The following is a 17,219-nucleotide window of genomic DNA, read 5'->3' as shown; positions in this document are numbered from 1 at the left end:
CGCAGGGCGTTGTACCGCGATGTACATGCAAACGCATGGACTGGGCGCCGCAGAGGCGCCCGCGACGGAAGGGGCGCACCTCATGCAGTTCGGAATCTTCTCGGTCAGCGACATCACGACCGACCCCACCACGGGAGCGACCCCGACCGAGTCCGAGAAGATCGCGGCCGCGGTCACCATCGCCAAAAAGGCGGAGGAGGTCGGCCTCGACGTCTACGCGCTCGGCGAGCACCACAACCCGCCGTTCTGGTCCTCCTCGCCCACCACCACGCTCGCGTTCATCGCCGCGCAGACCGAGCGCCTGCTGCTCTCGACCGCGACCACGCTCATCACCACGAACGACCCGGTGAAGATCGCCGAGGACTTCGCGATGCTGCAGCACCTCTCCGGCGGACGCGTCGACCTCATGCTCGGCCGCGGCAACACCGGCCCGGTCTACCCCTGGTTCGGCAAGGACATCCGCCAGGGCATCGAGCTCACGATCGAGAACTACGACCTGCTCCACCGCCTCTGGCGCGAGGACTTCGTCGACTGGCAGGGCCAGTTCCGCACGCCGCTGCAGGGCTTCCAGTCGACCCCGCGCCCGCTCGACGGAGTCGCTCCGTTCGTCTGGCACGGCTCGATCCGCTCGCCGCAGATCGCCGAGCAGGCCGCCTACTACGGCGACGGCTTCTTCTCGAACCACATCTTCTGGCCCGCCTCGCACACGCAGAAGATGGTGCAGCTCTACCGCCAGCGCTTCGAGCACTACGGCCACGGCTCCGCCGACCAGGCGATCGTCGGGCTCGGCGGGCAGATCTTCATGGCCCGCAGCTCGCAGGACGCGGTGAAGCAGTTCCGGCCCTACTTCGACAACGCGCCGGTCTACGGGCACGGGCCCTCGCTCGAGGACTTCACAGAGCAGACCCCGCTCACCGTCGGCTCCCCGCAGGAGGTCATCGACCGCACGCTCGGCTTCCGCGACTACGTCGGCGACTACCAGCGCCAGCTCTTCCTGATGGACCACGCGGGCCTCCCGCTGGCCACCGTCCTCGAGCAGCTCGACCTGCTCGGCGAGATCCTGCCCGTGCTGCGGCACGAGTTCGACTCCCGCCGCCCCGCTCACGTGCCCGAGGCGCCCACGCACGCCTCGCTCGTCGCCGCCCGCGACGCGCAGCCCGTCGCCGTCTGATCCGCGCGACAGAACAGGAGATCCACCATGGACACCCGCAGGATCACCGTCCTCTCGGCCGGCCTCGGCCAGCCGTCCTCCACGCGGCTGCTCGCCGACCGCCTCGCCGATGCGACCGAGCGCGACCTGTCCCGGCAGGGCTTCGCCGTCGAGCGGAGCGTCGTCGAGCTGCGCGATCTCGCGCACGACGTCGTGAACGACCTGCTCACCGGATTCGCGAGTCCGGCCCTGCAGACCGCGCTCGACGCGGTCGCCGGCGCCGACGGCCTGATCGCCGTCACCCCGGTCTTCACGACCAGCTACAGCGGACTCTTCAAGTCGTTCGTCGACGTGCTCGACACGGAGGCGCTGCGCGGGCTGCCCGTGCTGCTCGCGGCGACGGGAGGGTCGCCCCGCCATTCGCTCGCGGTCGACTACGCGATGCGCCCGCTGTTCAGCTACCTGCACGCCGCCCCTCTGTCGACGACCGTCTTCGCGGCGACCGACGACTGGGGCGGAGCGAGCGAGGACGGCCGGGCGCTGCCCGGGCGCATCGAGCGGGCCGGCCGCGAGCTCGCGGCTGAGGCGGCGCGCGTCTCGCGGTCCGTGCGGGACCCCTGGGCGCTCGAGGGCTCCTTCGAGGGGATGCTGGGCCGCCGGAGCTGATCCCGGCGGGCACGACGACGGATCGTGCCAGCACCGGCCGACGACCCGGGGGCGGATTACCCTCGCCCTCGGGTCGCGCGCCTCCCCCGGTCGCGGCACCCCCGCCGGACCCGAGGAGCACCATGACCCGCGCCGTTCTGCGCCGCCCGATCGCCGCGGCCCTCGGTGCCGCGGATCGCGCCGGCCACCGGAGGACGACCGACGGATCCGCGATTCGGCAGGAGGTCCCCGGCTACTACGTCGACGACGCGGTGCACATCCTCGTGGTCCTCAACCCGACGCGCAGGCGCCTCCTTCTCCGCCTCGCGGTCCACCACGTCCCCTTCCCCGAGTCCGCGCCGGCCGCCCCCTACCGGATCGCCGGCGTCACGGGTGTGATCGCGCGGGCCCACGGTCGCGACGTCGCCTCCTACGACCTCGGAGTCGTCCCCGTGCCCGCCCAGGGCTCGTGGGTGGGGACGATCGAGCCGGTGCGCGCGCAGGGCGCGGTGTCGTTCCTCCCCTCGGTGCACTCGCTCGCGCACAGGATCCTGCTCACGGCGGCCCTCCCGTCCGGTGCGGGCGCCCCCGTCGCGCGGAGCGGCCCGATCGTCTCGACGGCCTACCTCCCGTCCGCCTCGGCCGCCCCGACGGTCGTCGACCTCCCCGGCTGAGCAGGGCCCGCGCAGGCCGCTGAGCGCGCTCCGGATCGAGGTCCTCGCCCAGCGGCCCGGCCCCGCTCGGGCGTGTCGACGACCTGCTCAGAGGCGACGCGCTGTCAATCCCCGATCCGGGCCTCCCCCGCGAAAGGGTGCTCGCGGTACCGTCTTCCCAGGCGCCGTTCTGGAGCGCTCAGAACGTGCCGTTCCCTCGGAAGGCGGGCTCCTCATGAGCACCATCGCCGCCAATGCCGCCCAGCAGCGGGTGGCAGGGCGCTACTACCTCATCGAGCGGATCGGCTCGGGCGGGATGGGCTCGGTGTACCGCGCACGGGACGAGACCGTGCAGCGCGACGTGGCCGTGAAGGTGTTCCGCGCCGAAGCCTCCAATCCGGAGGACGTCGCCCGCCAGGAGCGCGAGGTGCGGATGCTCAGCTCGTTCGCGCACCCGGGGATCGTCAACCTCTTCGACGCCGGCCTGCACAACTTCGGCGGCGAGGTCCGCCGCTACGTCGTCATGGAGCTCGTCGCCGACCCCACGATGGAGGCCCGGCTCGAGTCGGGACCGATGGCGGTCGACGAGGTCTCGGCGATCGGCACCCAGCTCGCCGAGGCGCTCGCCTATCTGCACGAGCGCGGCGTGGTCCACCGCGACGTGAAGCCGGCCAACATCCTCGTCAGCGATGTCGGCTCGAGCGGCTACGAGCACACCGCCAAGCTCACCGACTTCGGCGTCGCCCACTTCATGGACGGCTCGCGCCTCACCAGCGACGGCATCGTCATCGGCACGGCCAGCTTCGTCAGCCCCGAGCAGGTCGCCGGCGAGCCGATCAGCGGAGCGAGCGACGTCTTCTCGCTCGGCCTGGTCCTCCTCGAGGCGCTCACCGGCCACCGGGAGTACTCGGGCACGGTGCTGGAGGCGGCGATCGCCCGCCTGCACCGCAGCCCCACGATCCCCGAGACGCTCCCCGCCGAGTGGCGGACGCTCCTGGCCGAGATGACGCAGAGGGACCCGGCGGGCCGCCCCACCGCCGACGAGGTCGCGCACCGGCTGCGGGGCGGGCTGACCCCGACCTCGACCGCTCCCGCGCAGTCGGTGGACGGGAGCCGGACCGCGAGGATCCGCCGCAGCGTCATCATCGGCTCGAGCGTGGTCGGCGTCGGCGCGGTCGCCGCGCTGTCCTGGATGCTCGGCGTGCTCACCGGGCGCTGAGCACGCCCGCTCCGCGGTCCACTCGATCAGCAGGCAGGACCGCACGCTCCGCGGGCTACTCGATCAGCGGAAGCCTGCTGGTCGAGCAGCGGCGCAGCCGCGTATCGAGGCCCCGCCGCCCGGAGGAGGCCCGCTCACGCCTCGCCCGGCAGCGCCTTCCGCAGGACGATGCGGGTCCAGGCGCCGACGTAGAGACGGTCGCCCTCCTCGATCTCGCGGCGCTGGCCCGGGGCGATCGGAGTCTGCGGCAGCGCGGCGCCCGCTACGGCGACGTACGTGCCGTTGGCCGACTGCAGGTCCTCCACCCACCAGCGGTAGCCGTCGGTGCTCAGCTGGCAGTGGCGGCGCGAGACTCCCGAGTCGGTGCCGCAGTCGATCTGCGGCGAGATGCCGCGCGAGACCGAGGGACGCCCGACCAGCAGCGTGCGCTCGCGCAGCACGACGACGGCCGGCGGTCCGGCGGAGGGCATCGGGTCGTCCGCACGCTGCTCGGCGTACCACTCCGGATCGATCCAGAGCTCGGCGATCCACGGCTCGTCCTCCGCAGCCTCCGGCGAGGGAGCGGGCGCAGGAGAGGGCGCAGGAGCGGCCTCCGGGATCACCTCGGTCGGCGGGGCCGTGGCGACCGGCACGTCGAAGCCGGCCTCCTGCTCCGGGACGAACTCCGTCGGAGCCTCCGCCGCCGCGCCGGGCGCCGGAGCCTCGCCGAGGTGGGCGCCGGGGTCGCCGGCCCCAGTCGCGGAGCCGCCGACCTCGCCGGGCGCGCGCACGGCGCCCGACTCGGTGAACGGGTCGGCCTCGGGCAGCGAGCCGGTCGTGAAGTCGTAGCCGCAGTTCTCGCAGAACAGCGCGCCCGCCTCGTTGGGGTACGAGCAGTTCGGGCAGACGGCGGGCCCGGTCGGGATCGCGGTCGTCGGCGCGGCGGCGCTGGGCGCCGGAGCGGCCGAGGGCGCGGCCTGGATGGGCGCCCCGCAGACGTCGCAGTAGTCGCCGGACGCGGAGGTGTGCCCCTCGGGGCACCGGAAGCTCACTTGCGCACCCGGGTGGTCTTGGTGGACGCCGTGTCGAGCGCCATCTCGTCGAGGCGGGTCACTCCGCGCTTGAGCCGCACGGTGCCCTCGTTCGGGTCGTCGATCTCGACCACCTTGCGCAGCTTCGCGGTGGCCTCGTCGTTGCCGGTGACGGCGGCCAGCTGCACGGCGCGGCCGAGCTTGACCGTGGCCGTCGCGTCGTCGCCGACGGCCTTCGCGGCCAGTCCGTCCTGGATCGCCGACGCGAGCTCGGTCTGCCCGGTGTAGTGCGCGACGGCCGGGTCGATGCGCGCGGTGAGCGCGGAGTCGTCCGTCCAGCGGGCCTTCACCAGCGCCGAGGCGACCACCTCGTCGCGGACGCTCAGCTGCACGCGGGCGGCGAGCTGCTCCGCTCCGACGGGCTTGGACGCCACGCGGACCGCCACGTGGTACTCCCGGGACTCGTCGCCCCAGGCGCCCGTCGGGTACGAGCCGGTCAGTGGGTTCACCGGAGTGCGGCGCGAGCTGAGGTCCTCGAGGTTCGGCGCGACCTGGCGGACGAACAGCAGCTGGGCGCCCTGCGGGGTCCACACGCGCAGCTCGCCGTTGGCGACTCCGCGGCCCATCGACGCCTGCATGAGCTGCTCGAAGTCGGCGGCCATGTCGGCCGGATTCGCGATGAGGCCCACGGTGCCCAGGAGCGCGCTCGCGATCGTGCGCGCCTCCTCGACGACCCAGCGGGAGCCGACTCCGCGCACGTCGCACTGGAACACGCCCTGGGCGGCGCGGATGGCGGCGTCGAGCTGCATCCGCGACTCGTGCTCGTTCTTGCCGTCGGTGAGGAGGATCGCGTGGCGCTGCGTCGCCTCCGGGACCGTCGCGAAGAGCTGACGGGCGAGGGTCAGCCAGCTGCCCATCGCGGTGCCGCCGTCGGCCTGCAGGTAGCCGATGGCCTCGCGGGCCGCGGCGCGGGCGCCCGGCTCCATCCGCACCATCGAGACGGAGGCGTTGGGGTACGGGAACGCGCGGTCGGCGCGCTCGGAGCCCGCGACGACCGCGAAGAACGTCCCGTCGAGGATCTGGTCGACCGCGACCTGGGCCGCGCGCTTGGCGGCGGTCATGTTCTCGCCGGTCATCGATCCGGAGCAGTCGACGATGATGATCTCGGCGGCCGCTCCGTCGCTGCCGGCCGAGCCGGTGCCGGAGGCGGTGACCGTCACGATCGCGTGCACATCCGTGGCGCCGTCCGAGAGGTACTCGTTCTGGAAAACACTCGCGCTGAACTCCGCCATTCCCGCAGTCTATTTCGCGCGTCGCCCCGCGCGCGGCCCCGGCTGCCGCGCTCACAGGCGGCTCCCGCCTCGCGGACGCCGCGGAGAGCCCTCGCGGTCCTGGCGAGCGCGCTCCTGCTGCTCTCGGGCTGCTCCTCGACGACGCCCGGAGAAATCGCCCTCCCTCCCGGCGGCGCCCGGTTCGACTACCAGCTGGGCGGCGGATATCCCCCGGCCGAGGGCGTGCAGCTCGTGGTGCGCGATCGCGAGGACCTACCCGAGCCCGGTCTCTACTCCGTCTGCTACGTCAACGCGTTCCAGACGCAGCCCGGCGAGCGCGAGGACTGGACGGGCGAGCGCGCCGAGCTGCTGCTGCGGGACTCCTCCGGCACCCCCGTCGCCGACCCCGACTGGCCCGACGAGGTGCTGCTGGACGTGTCGACGCCGGCGAAGCGGGAGGCGCTGATCGCGATCGTCGCGTCGTGGATCGCGGGCTGCGCCGACAGCGGCTTCGCCGCGGTCGAGGCCGACAACCTCGACTCCGCGACCCGCTCCCAGGGGCTGCTGAGCGACTCCGACACCGCCGCGTTCGCCGCCGACCTGATCGAGGAGGCGCACCGCAACGGGCTCGCACTCGGGCAGAAGAACGCGGCCGAGCGGGCACCGGAGCTGCGCGGCCTCGGCTTCGACTTCGCGATCACCGAGGAGTGCGAGGCCTTCGACGAGTGCGACGCGTACACCGGCGTCTACGGCGACCGGGTCTACGAGGTGGAGTACACCGACGCGCCGGAGGCCGTCTTCGAGCGGGCCTGCGCGGCGCGCGGCGACCGCATCGGAGTGCTGCAGCGCGACCGCGATCTGCTGGTGCCCGGCGAGGACGGGTTCGTCTCGCGGCAGTGCTGAGATCGAGAGCGCCCGCGACCGGTAGCATCGACCGCTCCGACAGGGAGCGGGACGCATGGGCGAGCCGGGACGGGCCTTCACACCGATCGAGCAGCGGATCGACGACGCCGCGAACCGGCTCCTCGCCCGCGGCCCCGCCACCGGTCCGCGCGCCTCGCTGATCGAGTTCCTCGTCTTCGGGGCGAAGCAGGCGTGGGCGTGCGTCTTCGGCGCCGTGCTGCTCGCGGTCCTCCTCGCCGCCCGCCTCTGGTACCCGGACGACGCCGCGCTCGCCCGCAACGACCTGCTGACGATCGTCGCCGTGGTGCTGCAGATCGTCCTCGTCGCCACCAGGCTCGAGACGGGGCGCGAGCTGTGGGTGATCGTGCTGTTCCACCTCGTGGGCACCGGGATGGAGCTCTTCAAGACCGACGTGGGCTCGTGGAGCTACGAGGCCGACGGGGTGCTGCGGATCGGCGCGGTGCCGCTGTTCAGCGGCTTCCTCTACGCGTCCGTCGGCTCGTACATGGTGCGGATCCACCGCCTCTTCGACGTGCGCTTCGTCCGCTGGCCGCGGTGGTGGCTCACGCTGGTCGTCGCAGTGCTGATCTACGTCAACTTCTTCAGCCACCACTTCCTGCCGGACGCCCGGTGGCTGCTCCTCGCGGCCGTCGTCCTGCTGTGGGCGCGCAGCACGATGGTCTACCGTGTCCACCGCGGTGTGCACCGCATGCCGGTGCTCCTGGGGTTCGCGCTGGTCGCCCTGTTCATCTGGTTCGCCGAGAACATCGCCACCTACTCCGGCGCCTGGCTCTACCCCGATCAGGTCGACGGCTGGCAGGTCGTCTCGCTGTCGAAGCTCGTGTCGTGGTTCCTGCTGATGATCGTGTCGGTCGTGCTGGTCACCGCGGTGCACCCGCCGCGCGAACCCGACCCCGTCGTCAACCCCGAGCGCTCGGGACGGACGGGTTGAGAGGCTGAGCCGTGCCCACTTGGTCCCTCGCCCTCCTCAGCGGCGCGATCGGAGGAGCGACGCTCCTGATCGGAGCGGCGCTCGCCTGGTTCTTCCGCGTCCCGCCGAAGCTGACGGCCGCCGTGTCGGCCTTCGGCGCCGGCGTGCTCATCTCGGCCCTCGCGTACGAGCTGGTCGCCGAGGCCGCCGACGACGGCGGGCTCCTGCCGACCGTCCTCGGCACCCTCGCCGGCGCGATCGTCTTCGTCGGGGCGGATGCGCTGCTCTCGCGCGCGGGCGCCGCGAACCGCAAGTCCTCCTCCGGGTCCGGCGGGGGCGGCGGGGCGGCGATCGCCGCCGGGGCTCTGATCGACGGCGTCCCCGAGTCGATCGTCCTCGGGCTCTCGGTCGCGCAGGGCGGGTCGGCCGCCGCCATCAGCGTGCCGATCGTCGCCGCCGTGGCGATCTCGAACCTGCCGGAGGGCCTCTCGTCGACCGCGGGCATGAAGTCCGACGGGCGCTCCGCCCGCTACGTCTTCACCGTCTGGGGCGGCATCGCCGCGGCGTCGGCCGCCGCCGCACTCGTGGGCTTCCTCGTGTTCGCGACCGCGCCCGGAGCCGTCGTGGCCTTCGTCACGACCGTCGCGGCCGGCGCGATCCTCGCGATGATCTCGAACACGATGATCCCGGAGGCGTTCGACCGCGACAACGTGCTGACGGGGTTGTATGCCGTACTCGGCTTCGTCACAGCCTTCACCCTGCACAGCCTCGGTTGAAGCGGTGACGAAGCCTCGAGCACGCCGCGGGGCGGCGTGCCGCGGTCGGTTGTGCTCATGAGCCCGCCGCGGGGCGGCGTGCCGCAGTCGGCGACCGCGGACAACCGCGTCCTCCAGAGCGTCCTGCGTTCGGCGACGGGAATCCGCTGACACGCGGATTCCCGGATACGCCTCGTGCGGTGCCGCTGGTCCGGCTTCCTCGTCGTCGGGGGAAGCTGAGGGGCACTTCTGGCTGTCGTTGTGCGCGGCACAGCCCCGACCTGCCACTCCGGCGACGCAGGACGACGCCGCGGGCCTCAGAAGTAAGGCTCCCCGACGCGATTCCGTGATCCTCGCCCGGATCAGCGGGTTCAGCCTTCGTTCTGCAGGCCGAGCGGTCTGCAACCGAGGTCGGGAGCCGACCGGGCGGCTCGATCGGACTCCGTCAGCCCTCCCGACCTCGATTCCCGACAGGACGACGGCCCGGACTCGAGGAGGCGGCCGCCCGCGTCAGCCGCTGAAGGCGGTGAGGGCGTCGTCGAGGATCGAGAGGCCGCGGGCGACCTCGGCCGGCGTGACGACGGCGGGCGGCACCACGTGGATCCTGTTGTCGGCCGTGAACGGGAGCAGGCCCCGCGAGAGGAGGTCCGACTTGAGGCGCCCGACCGAGGCGGCCGCGAGCGGCGCGCGGGTGCCGCGGTCCTCGACGAGCTCGAGGGCCCAGAAGACGCCGGAGCCGCGGACCTCGCCGATCACCTCGTGCTTCGCCTCCAGCGCGGCGAGCCCGGGAGCGAGGTGCTCCGACCCGATGGTCCTCGCGTTCTCGACGATGCCCTCCTCCTCCATGGCCTCGAGCGTCGCGATGACGCTGGCGGCGGCGAGCGGGTGGCCGGAGTAGGTGAGCCCGCCCGGGAAGACGCGCTCGTCGAAGTGGTGGGCGATCGGATCCGAGATGATCACTCCTCCGATCGGCACGTAGCCCGAGTTGACGCCCTTGGCGAAGGTGATGAGATCGGGCCGCACGTCGAACGCGTCGAAGGCGAACCACTCCCCGGTGCGCCCGAAGCCGGCCATGACCTCGTCGAGGATGAGCTGGATGCCGTACCGGTCGGCGATCGCTCGCACACCCGCGAGGTACCCGGGGGGCGGGGTCAGCACGCCGGCGGTGCCGGGGATCGTCTCGAGCAGGAACGCCGCGATCGACTCCGGGCCCTCGGCCTGCACGACGCGCTCCAGGTGGTGCAGCGCTCGCTCGCACTCCTGCTCGGGGGTCTCGGCCCAGAACTCGCTGCGGTAGAGGTACGGGCCGAACGCGTGAACGTGGCCGCGGGCGTACTCGTTCGGGATGCGGCGCCAGTCGCCGGTCGACACGATCGCCGCTCCGGTGTTGCCGTGGTACGAGCGGTACAGCGAGACGACCTTGTCGCGGCCCGTGAACAGGCGGGCCATGCGGATCGCGTTCTCGTTCGCATCCGCTCCGCCGTTGGTGAAGAAGACCTTCTCGAAGCCCTCGGGCGCACGATCGGTGATCAGCCGCGCCGCCTCGGCCCGCGTCTCGTTTGCGAAGGCGGGACCGACCGTCGTGAGCACCGCGGCCTGCTCCTGGATCGCGGCGACGACCTTCGGGTGCTGGTAGCCGATGTTGACGTTCACGAGCTGGCTCGAGAAGTCGAGGTAGCGGTTCCCGTCGACGTCCCAGACCTCGGCTCCCAGGCCGCCGGCGATCGGCAGCGGACTGAGGGCGCCCTGGGCCGACCAGGAGTGGAACACCCGCGAGCGGTCGGCGGCGGTGACCGCGGCGTTGCTGCGGGCGGTGGCGGTCGGAGCGGTCTCGGTGCTCATGGTGTCCTTCCGGAGGCGGGGTCGTTCCATCCTCGCCCCCGCCCGCCCGCGCCGCTGTGGCGGATACGTCGATCGACGACCCCTACGATGGACGGATCGTCGATCCCGGCCCCCGCGCCGGTCCCCTCGGAGGCTGCCGTGCCCGCGACCGTCCGCGACCTGCTCGCCGAGCCGGCGTTCGCCCTCCACGTCCTCGCGGGCGTGCACGACGAGGCCGCGCTGGACGCCCCGCTCGTCTGGGCGCACTCCTCCGACCTGGTCGATCCCACGCCCTGGCTCGAATCGGGGCAGCTGCTGCTGACCGACGGCGTGCACTTCGCCGGCGAGCACACGGCCGACTTCTCGGAGGAGTACGTCGCCCGGCTGCGCGGCCGCGGCATCCGGGCGCTGGGCTTCGCGACCGGCATCGTGCACGACGACGTGCCGGCGGCGCTCATCGCGGCCTGCGAGCGGCAGGGCCTGCCCCTGCTCGAGGTCGCCGAGCTCACGCCGTTCATGGGCATCATCCGCTTCGTCGCCGACGTCATCTCGCGAGAGCAGCGCGAACGGCTCGAGTGGTCGCTCGAGGCGCAGCGCCGGGTCGCCCGGGCGGCTCTGCGCCCCGACGGGCTGGCCGCGATCCTCTCGGAGCTCGAGCGGCAGCTCGGCTGCTGGGTCGCCCTCTACGACGCGGTGGGCCAGCGCGTGCAGGTGCCCACCCGGCTCGACGTGCCCCCGGAGGCGGAGCGCTCGGTCGCGGACGCCGTGCGGCACACCCTCGCGCGCGGCAGCCGGGCGGGGCTGCGGCTCGACGACGGCGGTGGCGTGACCCTGCAGACGCTGGGGCGGCGCGACCACCTGCGGGGCGTGCTCGCGGTGGGCACCGGCACCCCGCTCGATCCGGCGGGGAACGACCTGGTCGCCAGCGTGATCGCGCTCGCGAGCATCGCCCTCGAGCAGCGGCGGGCGCTCGACGCCTCGCGCCGGCAGCTGCGCTCCGGGCTCCTCGAGCTGCTCGCCTCCGGCGCGTTCGAGGTCGCCGCGCGCACCGCCCGGCAGCTGTGGGGGCCGCTGCCCGCCGAGCCTCTCCGCGTGAGCGTGCTCGCGGAGCCGGTGCACGGCGACTCGCTGCTCGACGAGCTCGAGGTGGTCGCCGAGGAGAACGGCGCGCGCCTGTTCTTCGCCGAGCGCGAGGGGACGCTCGTGCTCGTCACGAAGGCCGACGACCTCGCCGCCATCAGCGACGTGCTCGCGCGGCACGGAGCGGCGGCCGGTGCGTCCGCCCCGACCGGCTGGGCGTCGCTCGAGGGGGCGCTGGTCGAGGCGCGCCGCGCGGCCGACCGCTCCTCGCCCCAGCGGCCGCTGCTGCGCTTCGAGGACGTCGCGGCGCAGGGCATGCTCGGCCTGCTGACCGCGTCCGGGGCGGAGCCGCTCGCGCGCCGCCTGCTCGCCCCGCTGCTGACCCCGGAGGGCGCGGTGCTCCTCGAGACCGCCCGCGTGTGGCTCCGCCGCAACGGCGCCTGGGAGCCGGCCGCGCGCGAGCTCGGCGTCCACCGGCACACCCTCCGCAACCGCATCACCGCCATCGAGCGCGCCCTCGGCGTCGACCTCGACGACGTGTCGGCACGCAGCGAGCTCTGGCTCGCGCTCTCCGTGCTGGGCTGAGGGATGCGCCGGGGGACGCGGGTCTCGATACGCCGCTGCGCGGCTACTCGACCAGCGAAGGGTGACCGAGCCGCAACCGGCGATCCGCGTGTCAGCGGATCGTCGTGCGCGGACGCAGGACGCTCTGCGGAACGCTGCCCACTGCCCGACCGACCGCGGGCGATCGACGACGCAGGAGGAGAGAGCTTGAGAACACCGCGGCGATCCGCGTGTCAGCGGATCGTCGTGCGCGGACGCGAGACGCTCCACGGAACGCGACCCTCTTCGCAAGCCGACCGCGGCCGATCGACGAGCGCAGCGAGGAGAGAGGCTCAGAAACTCAGTTCTGCGGGAAGCCCAAGTTGATGCCGCCGTGCGACGGGTCGAGCCAGCGGCTCGTGATCGCCTTCTGCTGGGTGAAGAAGCGCACCCCCTCCGCGCCGTGGGCCTTCGTGTCGCCGAACAGTGACGACTTCCAGCCGCCGAACGAGAACGTCGCCACCGGCACCGGGATCGGCACGTTGATGCCGATCATGCCCACCTCGACCTCGTTCTGGAAGCGGCGAGCCGCCCCTCCGTCGTTCGTGAAGATCGCCGTCCCGTTGCCGAACGCACCCGCGTTGATCAGCGCCACGCCCTCCTCGTAGGTACCCACGCGCACGATCGACAGGACCGGGCCGAAGATCTCCTCCGTGTACGCGCGCGACGTCGTCGGCACCTTGTCGAGCAGCGTCGGGCCGAGCCAGAAGCCGTTCGCGTCGCCGTCGACCTCGATGCCGCGACCGTCCACGATCACCTCGGCGCCGTCCTCCTCGGCGATCGCGATGTACGACGCGACCTTGTCGCGGTGCTGCTCCGTCACGAGGGGACCCATGTCGCAGCCCCGGCGCCCGTCGCCGATCCGCAGCTGCGACGCCCGCTCCTGGATCTTCGCGATCAACTCGTCCGCGACCGGCTCGACCGCGACGACCACCGAGATCGCCATGCACCGCTCGCCCGCCGAGCCGAAGCCGGCGTTGATCGCCGAGTCGGCCACCAGATCCAGGTCGGCGTCCGGCAGCACCAGCATGTGGTTCTTCGCCCCACCGAGCGCCTGCACGCGCTTGCCGTGCTTGGTCCCGGTCTCGTACACGTACTGCGCGATCGGAGTGGACCCCACGAACGAGATCGAGCGGACGTCCGGGTGGGTCAGCAGTCCGTCGACGGCGACCTTGTCGCCGTTGAGGACGGTGTAGACGCCGTCGGGGAGACCGGCCTCCTTCCACAGGGCTCCGAGCCAGATCGCCGCCGACGGGTCCTTCTCGGACGGCTTCACGACGACCGTGTTCCCCGCCGCGATCGCGATCGGGAAGAACCACATCGGCACCATCGCCGGGAAGTTGAACGGCGAGATGATCCCGACGACACCGAGCGGCTGCTTCGTCGAGTACACGTCGACACCGGTCGACACCTGCTCGGAGTACTCGCCCTTGAGGTGATGGGCCAGCGTCGTGGCGAACTCCACCACCTCCTGGCCGCGGGTGATCTCGCCCATCGCGTCGGACACGACCTTGCCGTGCTCCGACGTGATGATCTCGGCCAGCTCGCCCTTCTTCGACTCGAGCAGCTCGCGGAACCGGAACAGGATCTGCTGCCGCTTGGCCAGCGACGTGTCGCGCCAGGCGGGGAAGGCGGCCTTGGCGGAGGCGACGGCCAGATCGATCTCGGCGGCGTCGGCGAGCGCCACCTCGCGGGCCACGACTCCGAGCGCCGGGTCGTAGACGGGGGCGGTCCGACCGGACGAGGACGCCGACGGCGCCCCGTCGATCCAGTGGCCGACGATGGACAGCGCGGTGCGGGACTCGGCGAGGCTCATGGGGTCGAGCGTAGGGAGCACGTCCGCCAGCGGAGCGGCGGATTCGTCCAGCGGGAGCCCGCGCCGCTGGACGGACCCGCTACTCCCCCGGCACCTCGAAGCGCGCCAGAGCCGCCGTGATGTTGTCGTGCCCGCCCTGCTCGTTGGCCCACGCGACGAGCGCCTCGGCCAGCGTCACGGGGTCGCTGCCGACCCGCTGCCGCGCCTCGTGCAGCACGGCGGCCAGGTCCTCGGCGGGCGAGGCGTAGTTCCACAGCCCGTCCGAGCAGGCGAGCACCCAGCCCGCCTCCCCGAGCACCGTCGTCGACAGCCGCGGCTCCTCGTCGTGCGCGTCGGCGCCGAGCCAGCGGGTGATCGCGTGCGCGTCCTTCGACGTCTCCGCCTCGGCCCGGCTCATCCCGGACGCGATCTGCTCCTGCGCCCACGAGTCGTCCACGGTGAGCTGCCGGGGGGTCCCGGCGTCGGGGATCCAGTAGCAGCGACTGTCGCCGACGTTGCCGGTGACCAGCAGCGCCCCCTCGAGGATCGCGGCCGTGAAGGTGCAGGACGGCGGGTTGTCGCGCTTCTCGGGCACGGCGGCGTCGATCGCTCCGGAGGCGCGCGCCGTCGCCATCTGCAGCAGGGCGCCCCACCGCTCGGCCCCGCGGGCACCGCCGCCGACCTCCGCCTGCAGGGCGCTCAGTGCGGCGCGGGCCGCAGCGAGCGAGGCGGTGTCGGAGTCGGGGGTCGACGAGACGCCGTCGCAGACGACGAGGAGCGCCGTGCTCAGCGCGCCGTCCTCGGCCGCCACCGCTCCGATCGCCATGGCGTCCTCGTTGGCCGGGTGCCGGATCCCGCGGTCGCAGACGCCCCCGACGAGCGGATGCGGCGCCTCGGCCCAGTGCTCGCGCTCGGTCGGCGCGCGCTGCCCGCACTGCTCGCAGTATCCGTCCGCGGCGACGGTGCCCCCGCAGTACACGCACGCGCGGGCCGCCTCGACGGCCGTCGGCGGGGCGGTCGGAGCGGCCGCCACGATCAGCGTCGCGCCGCACGCCTCGCAGAACGCGTCGCCGGTCGTGACCGGCTCACCGCAGACGGGGCACGGCGTGGACAGCGCCGGGCTGTCGTCGGCCGGGCCGTCGTGCGCCGTGCTCTCCTCGGCCGGGCTCTCCTCGCCCAGAATCTCCTCGGCCGGGCTCTCCTCGACGGTCGGCACCGCGTCGGGGGCCCGAGTCTCCTCGGCACCCTCGCTCACTTCCTCGCTCACCTTCCCGCTCAGGCCGTCTTCCCCGCCCACGCCCCCGCTCACGTCAGCGTCCAGCGCCGCACGGCGTTCGCCCTGTCGACGAGTCGGAGGCGCTCCTCGCGCTCCCGTGTCGACGCGGCGAGCGAGCGGTACGAGGCTTCGAGCCCGTCGCGGATCGCCGGCTCGGTCGCTTCCACGGTCCCCAGCATCGCCCCCTCGGCCGGCCCGTCGCGCCGGACCAGTTCGAGCGCCGACTCCAGCACCCCGGTCGTCAGCTCGAGCCGGGTGCGCGGGTCGATCGCGAGCGAGTCGACACTCGTGAGCGCCGCCGAGAGCGCGGGCAGGCCGCGACCCGACTCCGCGAGCAGCTCCGCTCGCCGACGGCGGGCGTCGAGGAAGGAGGAGCGCGTCGGCGTGACGATGTCGAGCGCGTCGAGCGCGCCGTCGAGGTCGCCGCGGGCCTGCCGCACCCGGGCGAGACCGAAGGCGGCCGGAGCGGTGTAGTTCGCGTCCGAGCGGGCGCAGATCACGTAGAGCGACTCCGCCACCTCGGGCTCGCCGCTCGACTCGCACGCCGCGGCGAGCGCCAGCTTGGGCGCCAGCTCGCCGGGGACCTGGCCGTAGACCGTGTTGAAGGAGGCGCGCGCGCCGACGTCGTCGCCGCGCGCGAGCTGCGCGAGACCGCTCAGCCACACGGCCCGCCACTCCCACGGATCCTCGGACAGGACCTCACCGGTCGCGCGGGAGACCTCGTCCCACCGCTCGGCCTCGATCGCCGCTCGGGCCCGCGCGAGCCGCACCTCCACCGTCGTGGTCGGAGCGAGCGCGAGGGCGCGCAGGCGCACGACCGGATCGGCGACGTTCACTCCCGCGAGCCACGCCTTCGCGGCGTCGGACTCGTCGATCTTCAGCAGCGGCAGCGCGTCCCACGGCAGCGGACGGTCGACCACGTCGGCGACCGGCGCCTCGAACAGCGCCGACTCGGTCGAGTGCAGCGACGGGTGCCCGGGCCCGCGGTCGGTCGCGACGACCTCGCGGAGCACTCCGAGCAGCTGACCGCGCATCTCGTCGACCGTCGCGAACCGGTCCTGCGGATCCGGGGCGCACGCCTTCGCCACCAGCCGGTAGAACGAGTCGTACCGCTGGAACAGCGGTGTCTCGGACACCGGCGGCAGGGAGGCGACGTACGTCGTCTGGTTGCCGCGGAAGTCCAGCACGAGCGAGGCGAGGGTCCGGCCGATCGTGTACACGTCGGACGCGATCGACGGGCCGACCTCGGGCACCTCCGGCGCCTGGTAGCCGACGGTGCCGTAGATCGCCGAGGCGTCGTCGTCGGCGCGGCGCACCCCGCCGAGGTCGATCAGCTTGACCTGGTCGCCGACCTGGATCATGTTGTCCGGCTTGAAGTCGCAGTAGAGCAGGCCGTGGTCGTGCAGGTACGCGAAGGCGGGCATGACCTCGAGCACGAACGCGAGCGCCTGGTCGACCGGCAGTGGATCGGCGCTGCCGCCGTTCGCCTCGAGCCGCTCCTTGAGGATCTGCTTGAGGCTCGGACCGCCGACGTACTCCATCACGATGTAGCCGGCGCCCTCGTGCAGCACGAAGTTGTAGATCTCGACGATGAGCGGATGCTCGACCTCGGCGAGGAACTGCCGCTCGGTGACGGCGGCGGCGTAGGCGTCCGGGTCGCCCGAGTTGAGCAGGCCCTTCAGCACCACCCAGCGGCCCGAGACGTTGCGGTCGCGCGCGAGGTAGATCCAGCCGAGTCCGCCGTAGGCGAGGCAGCCGACGACCTCGTACTGCCCGCCGACCACGTCGCCCTTCCGCAGCTGCGGGGTGAACGAGAACGGGGTGCGGCAGTTGGGGCAGAAGCCCTCGGTGCGGCCCGGCTTGCCGTCGCGGCCGCGGCCCACGGCGGTGCCGCAGTTCGAGCAGAAGCGCTTGCGCTCGGGGAGGACCGCCTCCGTCATGAGCGCGGCCATCGGGTCGGCGGCGGGGCGCGAGGGCACGGACGTCAGCCCGGCGCCCAGACGCGGTCCGCGCAGGCGGGTCGACGTGGTGCCGACGCGGCGGGTGACCTTCGAGCCGGTCTGCGCGGTGCGGGCCGAGCCGAGGGCCGCGGTGGCGAGGCGGGCGG

Annotated in this window: 14 protein-coding genes; 8 read left to right on the top strand and 6 right to left on the bottom strand. The window is 73.1% G+C overall.

Translation table 11 applies throughout. The features are described from left to right. Positions 1-82 precede the first annotated feature (82 nt). From NB037_RS06850 to NB037_RS06835, 4 genes are all read left to right on the top strand, one after another. Complete coding sequence (locus NB037_RS06850) at positions 83-1,171, top strand: LLM class flavin-dependent oxidoreductase (protein ID WP_251944543.1); 1,089 nt, start codon at positions 83-85, stop codon at positions 1,169-1,171. A 27-nt stretch (positions 1,172-1,198) separates the two neighbouring features. Next, positions 1,199-1,816, top strand: a complete 618-nt coding sequence (locus NB037_RS06845; RefSeq protein WP_251944542.1) for an FMN reductase — start codon at positions 1,199-1,201, stop codon at positions 1,814-1,816. Between the two features lie 122 nt (positions 1,817-1,938). Next, positions 1,939-2,469: a hypothetical protein gene (locus NB037_RS06840; RefSeq protein ID WP_251944541.1), complete on the top strand. Its 531-nt coding sequence runs from the start codon at positions 1,939-1,941 to the stop codon at positions 2,467-2,469. A 214-nt stretch (positions 2,470-2,683) separates the two neighbouring features. Further along, positions 2,684-3,667: a serine/threonine-protein kinase gene (locus tag NB037_RS06835; protein ID WP_251944540.1), complete on the top strand. Its 984-nt coding sequence runs from the start codon at positions 2,684-2,686 to the stop codon at positions 3,665-3,667. 134 nt (positions 3,668-3,801) lie between these two features. Here NB037_RS06835 and NB037_RS19840 read toward each other — a convergent pair whose 3' ends face one another. Then, complete coding sequence (locus tag NB037_RS19840) at positions 3,802-4,698, bottom strand: double zinc ribbon and FHA domain-containing protein (protein ID WP_251944539.1); 897 nt, start codon at positions 4,696-4,698, stop codon at positions 3,802-3,804. Continuing rightward, the gene (locus NB037_RS06825) at positions 4,695-5,969 is read right to left on the bottom strand and encodes a vWA domain-containing protein (protein WP_251944538.1); all 1,275 of its coding nucleotides are present in this window, start codon (positions 5,967-5,969) and stop codon (positions 4,695-4,697) included. The genes NB037_RS19840 and NB037_RS06825 overlap by 4 nt, the downstream gene beginning before the upstream one ends. A 42-nt stretch (positions 5,970-6,011) precedes the next feature. Here NB037_RS06825 and NB037_RS06820 point away from each other — a divergent pair, with 42 nt between their 5' ends. Genes NB037_RS06820 through NB037_RS06810 form a run of 3 tightly spaced genes read left to right on the top strand, consistent with a single transcriptional unit; the run spans position 6,012 to position 8,558 of the window. After that, complete coding sequence (locus tag NB037_RS06820) at positions 6,012-6,851, top strand: endo alpha-1,4 polygalactosaminidase (RefSeq protein ID WP_279308680.1); 840 nt, start codon at positions 6,012-6,014, stop codon at positions 6,849-6,851. Positions 6,852-6,906: 55 nt separating this feature from the next. Next, entirely contained in the window at positions 6,907-7,803 is an 897-nt protein-coding gene (locus NB037_RS06815) for a DUF817 domain-containing protein (protein ID WP_251944536.1), read from the top strand. A gap of 11 nt (positions 7,804-7,814) precedes the next feature. Beyond that, a complete protein-coding gene (locus NB037_RS06810) occupies positions 7,815-8,558 on the top strand; it encodes a ZIP family metal transporter (RefSeq protein WP_251944535.1) in 744 nt (247 codons plus the stop codon). Positions 8,559-9,047: 489 nt separating this feature from the next. Here the strand turns inward: NB037_RS06810 and NB037_RS06805 are convergent, their stop codons facing one another. Next, positions 9,048-10,379, bottom strand: a complete 1,332-nt coding sequence (locus NB037_RS06805; RefSeq protein WP_251944534.1) for an aspartate aminotransferase family protein — start codon at positions 10,377-10,379, stop codon at positions 9,048-9,050. A gap of 138 nt (positions 10,380-10,517) precedes the next feature. On the opposite strand from NB037_RS06805, the gene NB037_RS06800 reads away from it, so the two are divergent. Continuing rightward, positions 10,518-12,023: a PucR family transcriptional regulator gene (locus NB037_RS06800; RefSeq protein WP_251944533.1), complete on the top strand. Its 1,506-nt coding sequence runs from the start codon at positions 10,518-10,520 to the stop codon at positions 12,021-12,023. Positions 12,024-12,342: 319 nt separating this feature from the next. Here NB037_RS06800 and NB037_RS06795 read toward each other — a convergent pair whose 3' ends face one another. The 3 genes from NB037_RS06795 to NB037_RS06785 all read right to left on the bottom strand — a co-directional run. Then, the gene (locus NB037_RS06795; RefSeq protein WP_279308675.1) at positions 12,343-13,857 is read right to left on the bottom strand and encodes a CoA-acylating methylmalonate-semialdehyde dehydrogenase; all 1,515 of its coding nucleotides are present in this window, start codon (positions 13,855-13,857) and stop codon (positions 12,343-12,345) included. A 79-nt stretch (positions 13,858-13,936) separates the two neighbouring features. Continuing rightward, positions 13,937-15,091, bottom strand: a complete 1,155-nt coding sequence (locus tag NB037_RS06790; RefSeq protein ID WP_251944532.1) for a PP2C family protein-serine/threonine phosphatase — start codon at positions 15,089-15,091, stop codon at positions 13,937-13,939. Between the two features lie 50 nt (positions 15,092-15,141). After that, positions 15,142-17,219 (bottom strand): serine/threonine-protein kinase (locus NB037_RS06785; protein WP_251944531.1); only part of this gene is annotated, 2,078 nt, incomplete at its 5' end.

The sequence above is a fragment of the Rathayibacter rubneri genome (assembly GCF_023743255.1).
GTDB lineage: Bacteria > Actinomycetota > Actinomycetes > Actinomycetales > Microbacteriaceae > Rathayibacter > Rathayibacter rubneri.
The sequence above is the reverse complement of the archived record's forward strand: the minus strand, read 5'-3'. Positions and strand labels throughout refer to the sequence as shown.

Excerpts from the sequence above, each read along its gene's own strand:
- NB037_RS06815 (WP_251944536.1), top strand. The coding sequence starts at position 6,907 with ATGGGCGAGCCGGGACGGGCCTTCACACCGATCGAGCAGCGGATCGAC.
- NB037_RS06850 (WP_251944543.1), top strand. The coding sequence starts at position 83 with ATGCAGTTCGGAATCTTCTCGGTCAGCGACATCACGACCGACCCCACC.
- NB037_RS06825 (WP_251944538.1), bottom strand. The coding sequence starts at position 5,969 with ATGGCGGAGTTCAGCGCGAGTGTTTTCCAGAACGAGTACCTCTCGGAC.
- NB037_RS06845 (WP_251944542.1), top strand. The coding sequence starts at position 1,199 with ATGGACACCCGCAGGATCACCGTCCTCTCGGCCGGCCTCGGCCAGCCG.
- NB037_RS06840 (WP_251944541.1), top strand. The coding sequence starts at position 1,939 with ATGACCCGCGCCGTTCTGCGCCGCCCGATCGCCGCGGCCCTCGGTGCC.
- NB037_RS06795 (WP_279308675.1), bottom strand. The coding sequence starts at position 13,857 with ATGAGCCTCGCCGAGTCCCGCACCGCGCTGTCCATCGTCGGCCACTGG.
- NB037_RS06805 (WP_251944534.1), bottom strand. The coding sequence starts at position 10,379 with ATGAGCACCGAGACCGCTCCGACCGCCACCGCCCGCAGCAACGCCGCG.
- NB037_RS06835 (WP_251944540.1), top strand. The coding sequence starts at position 2,684 with ATGAGCACCATCGCCGCCAATGCCGCCCAGCAGCGGGTGGCAGGGCGC.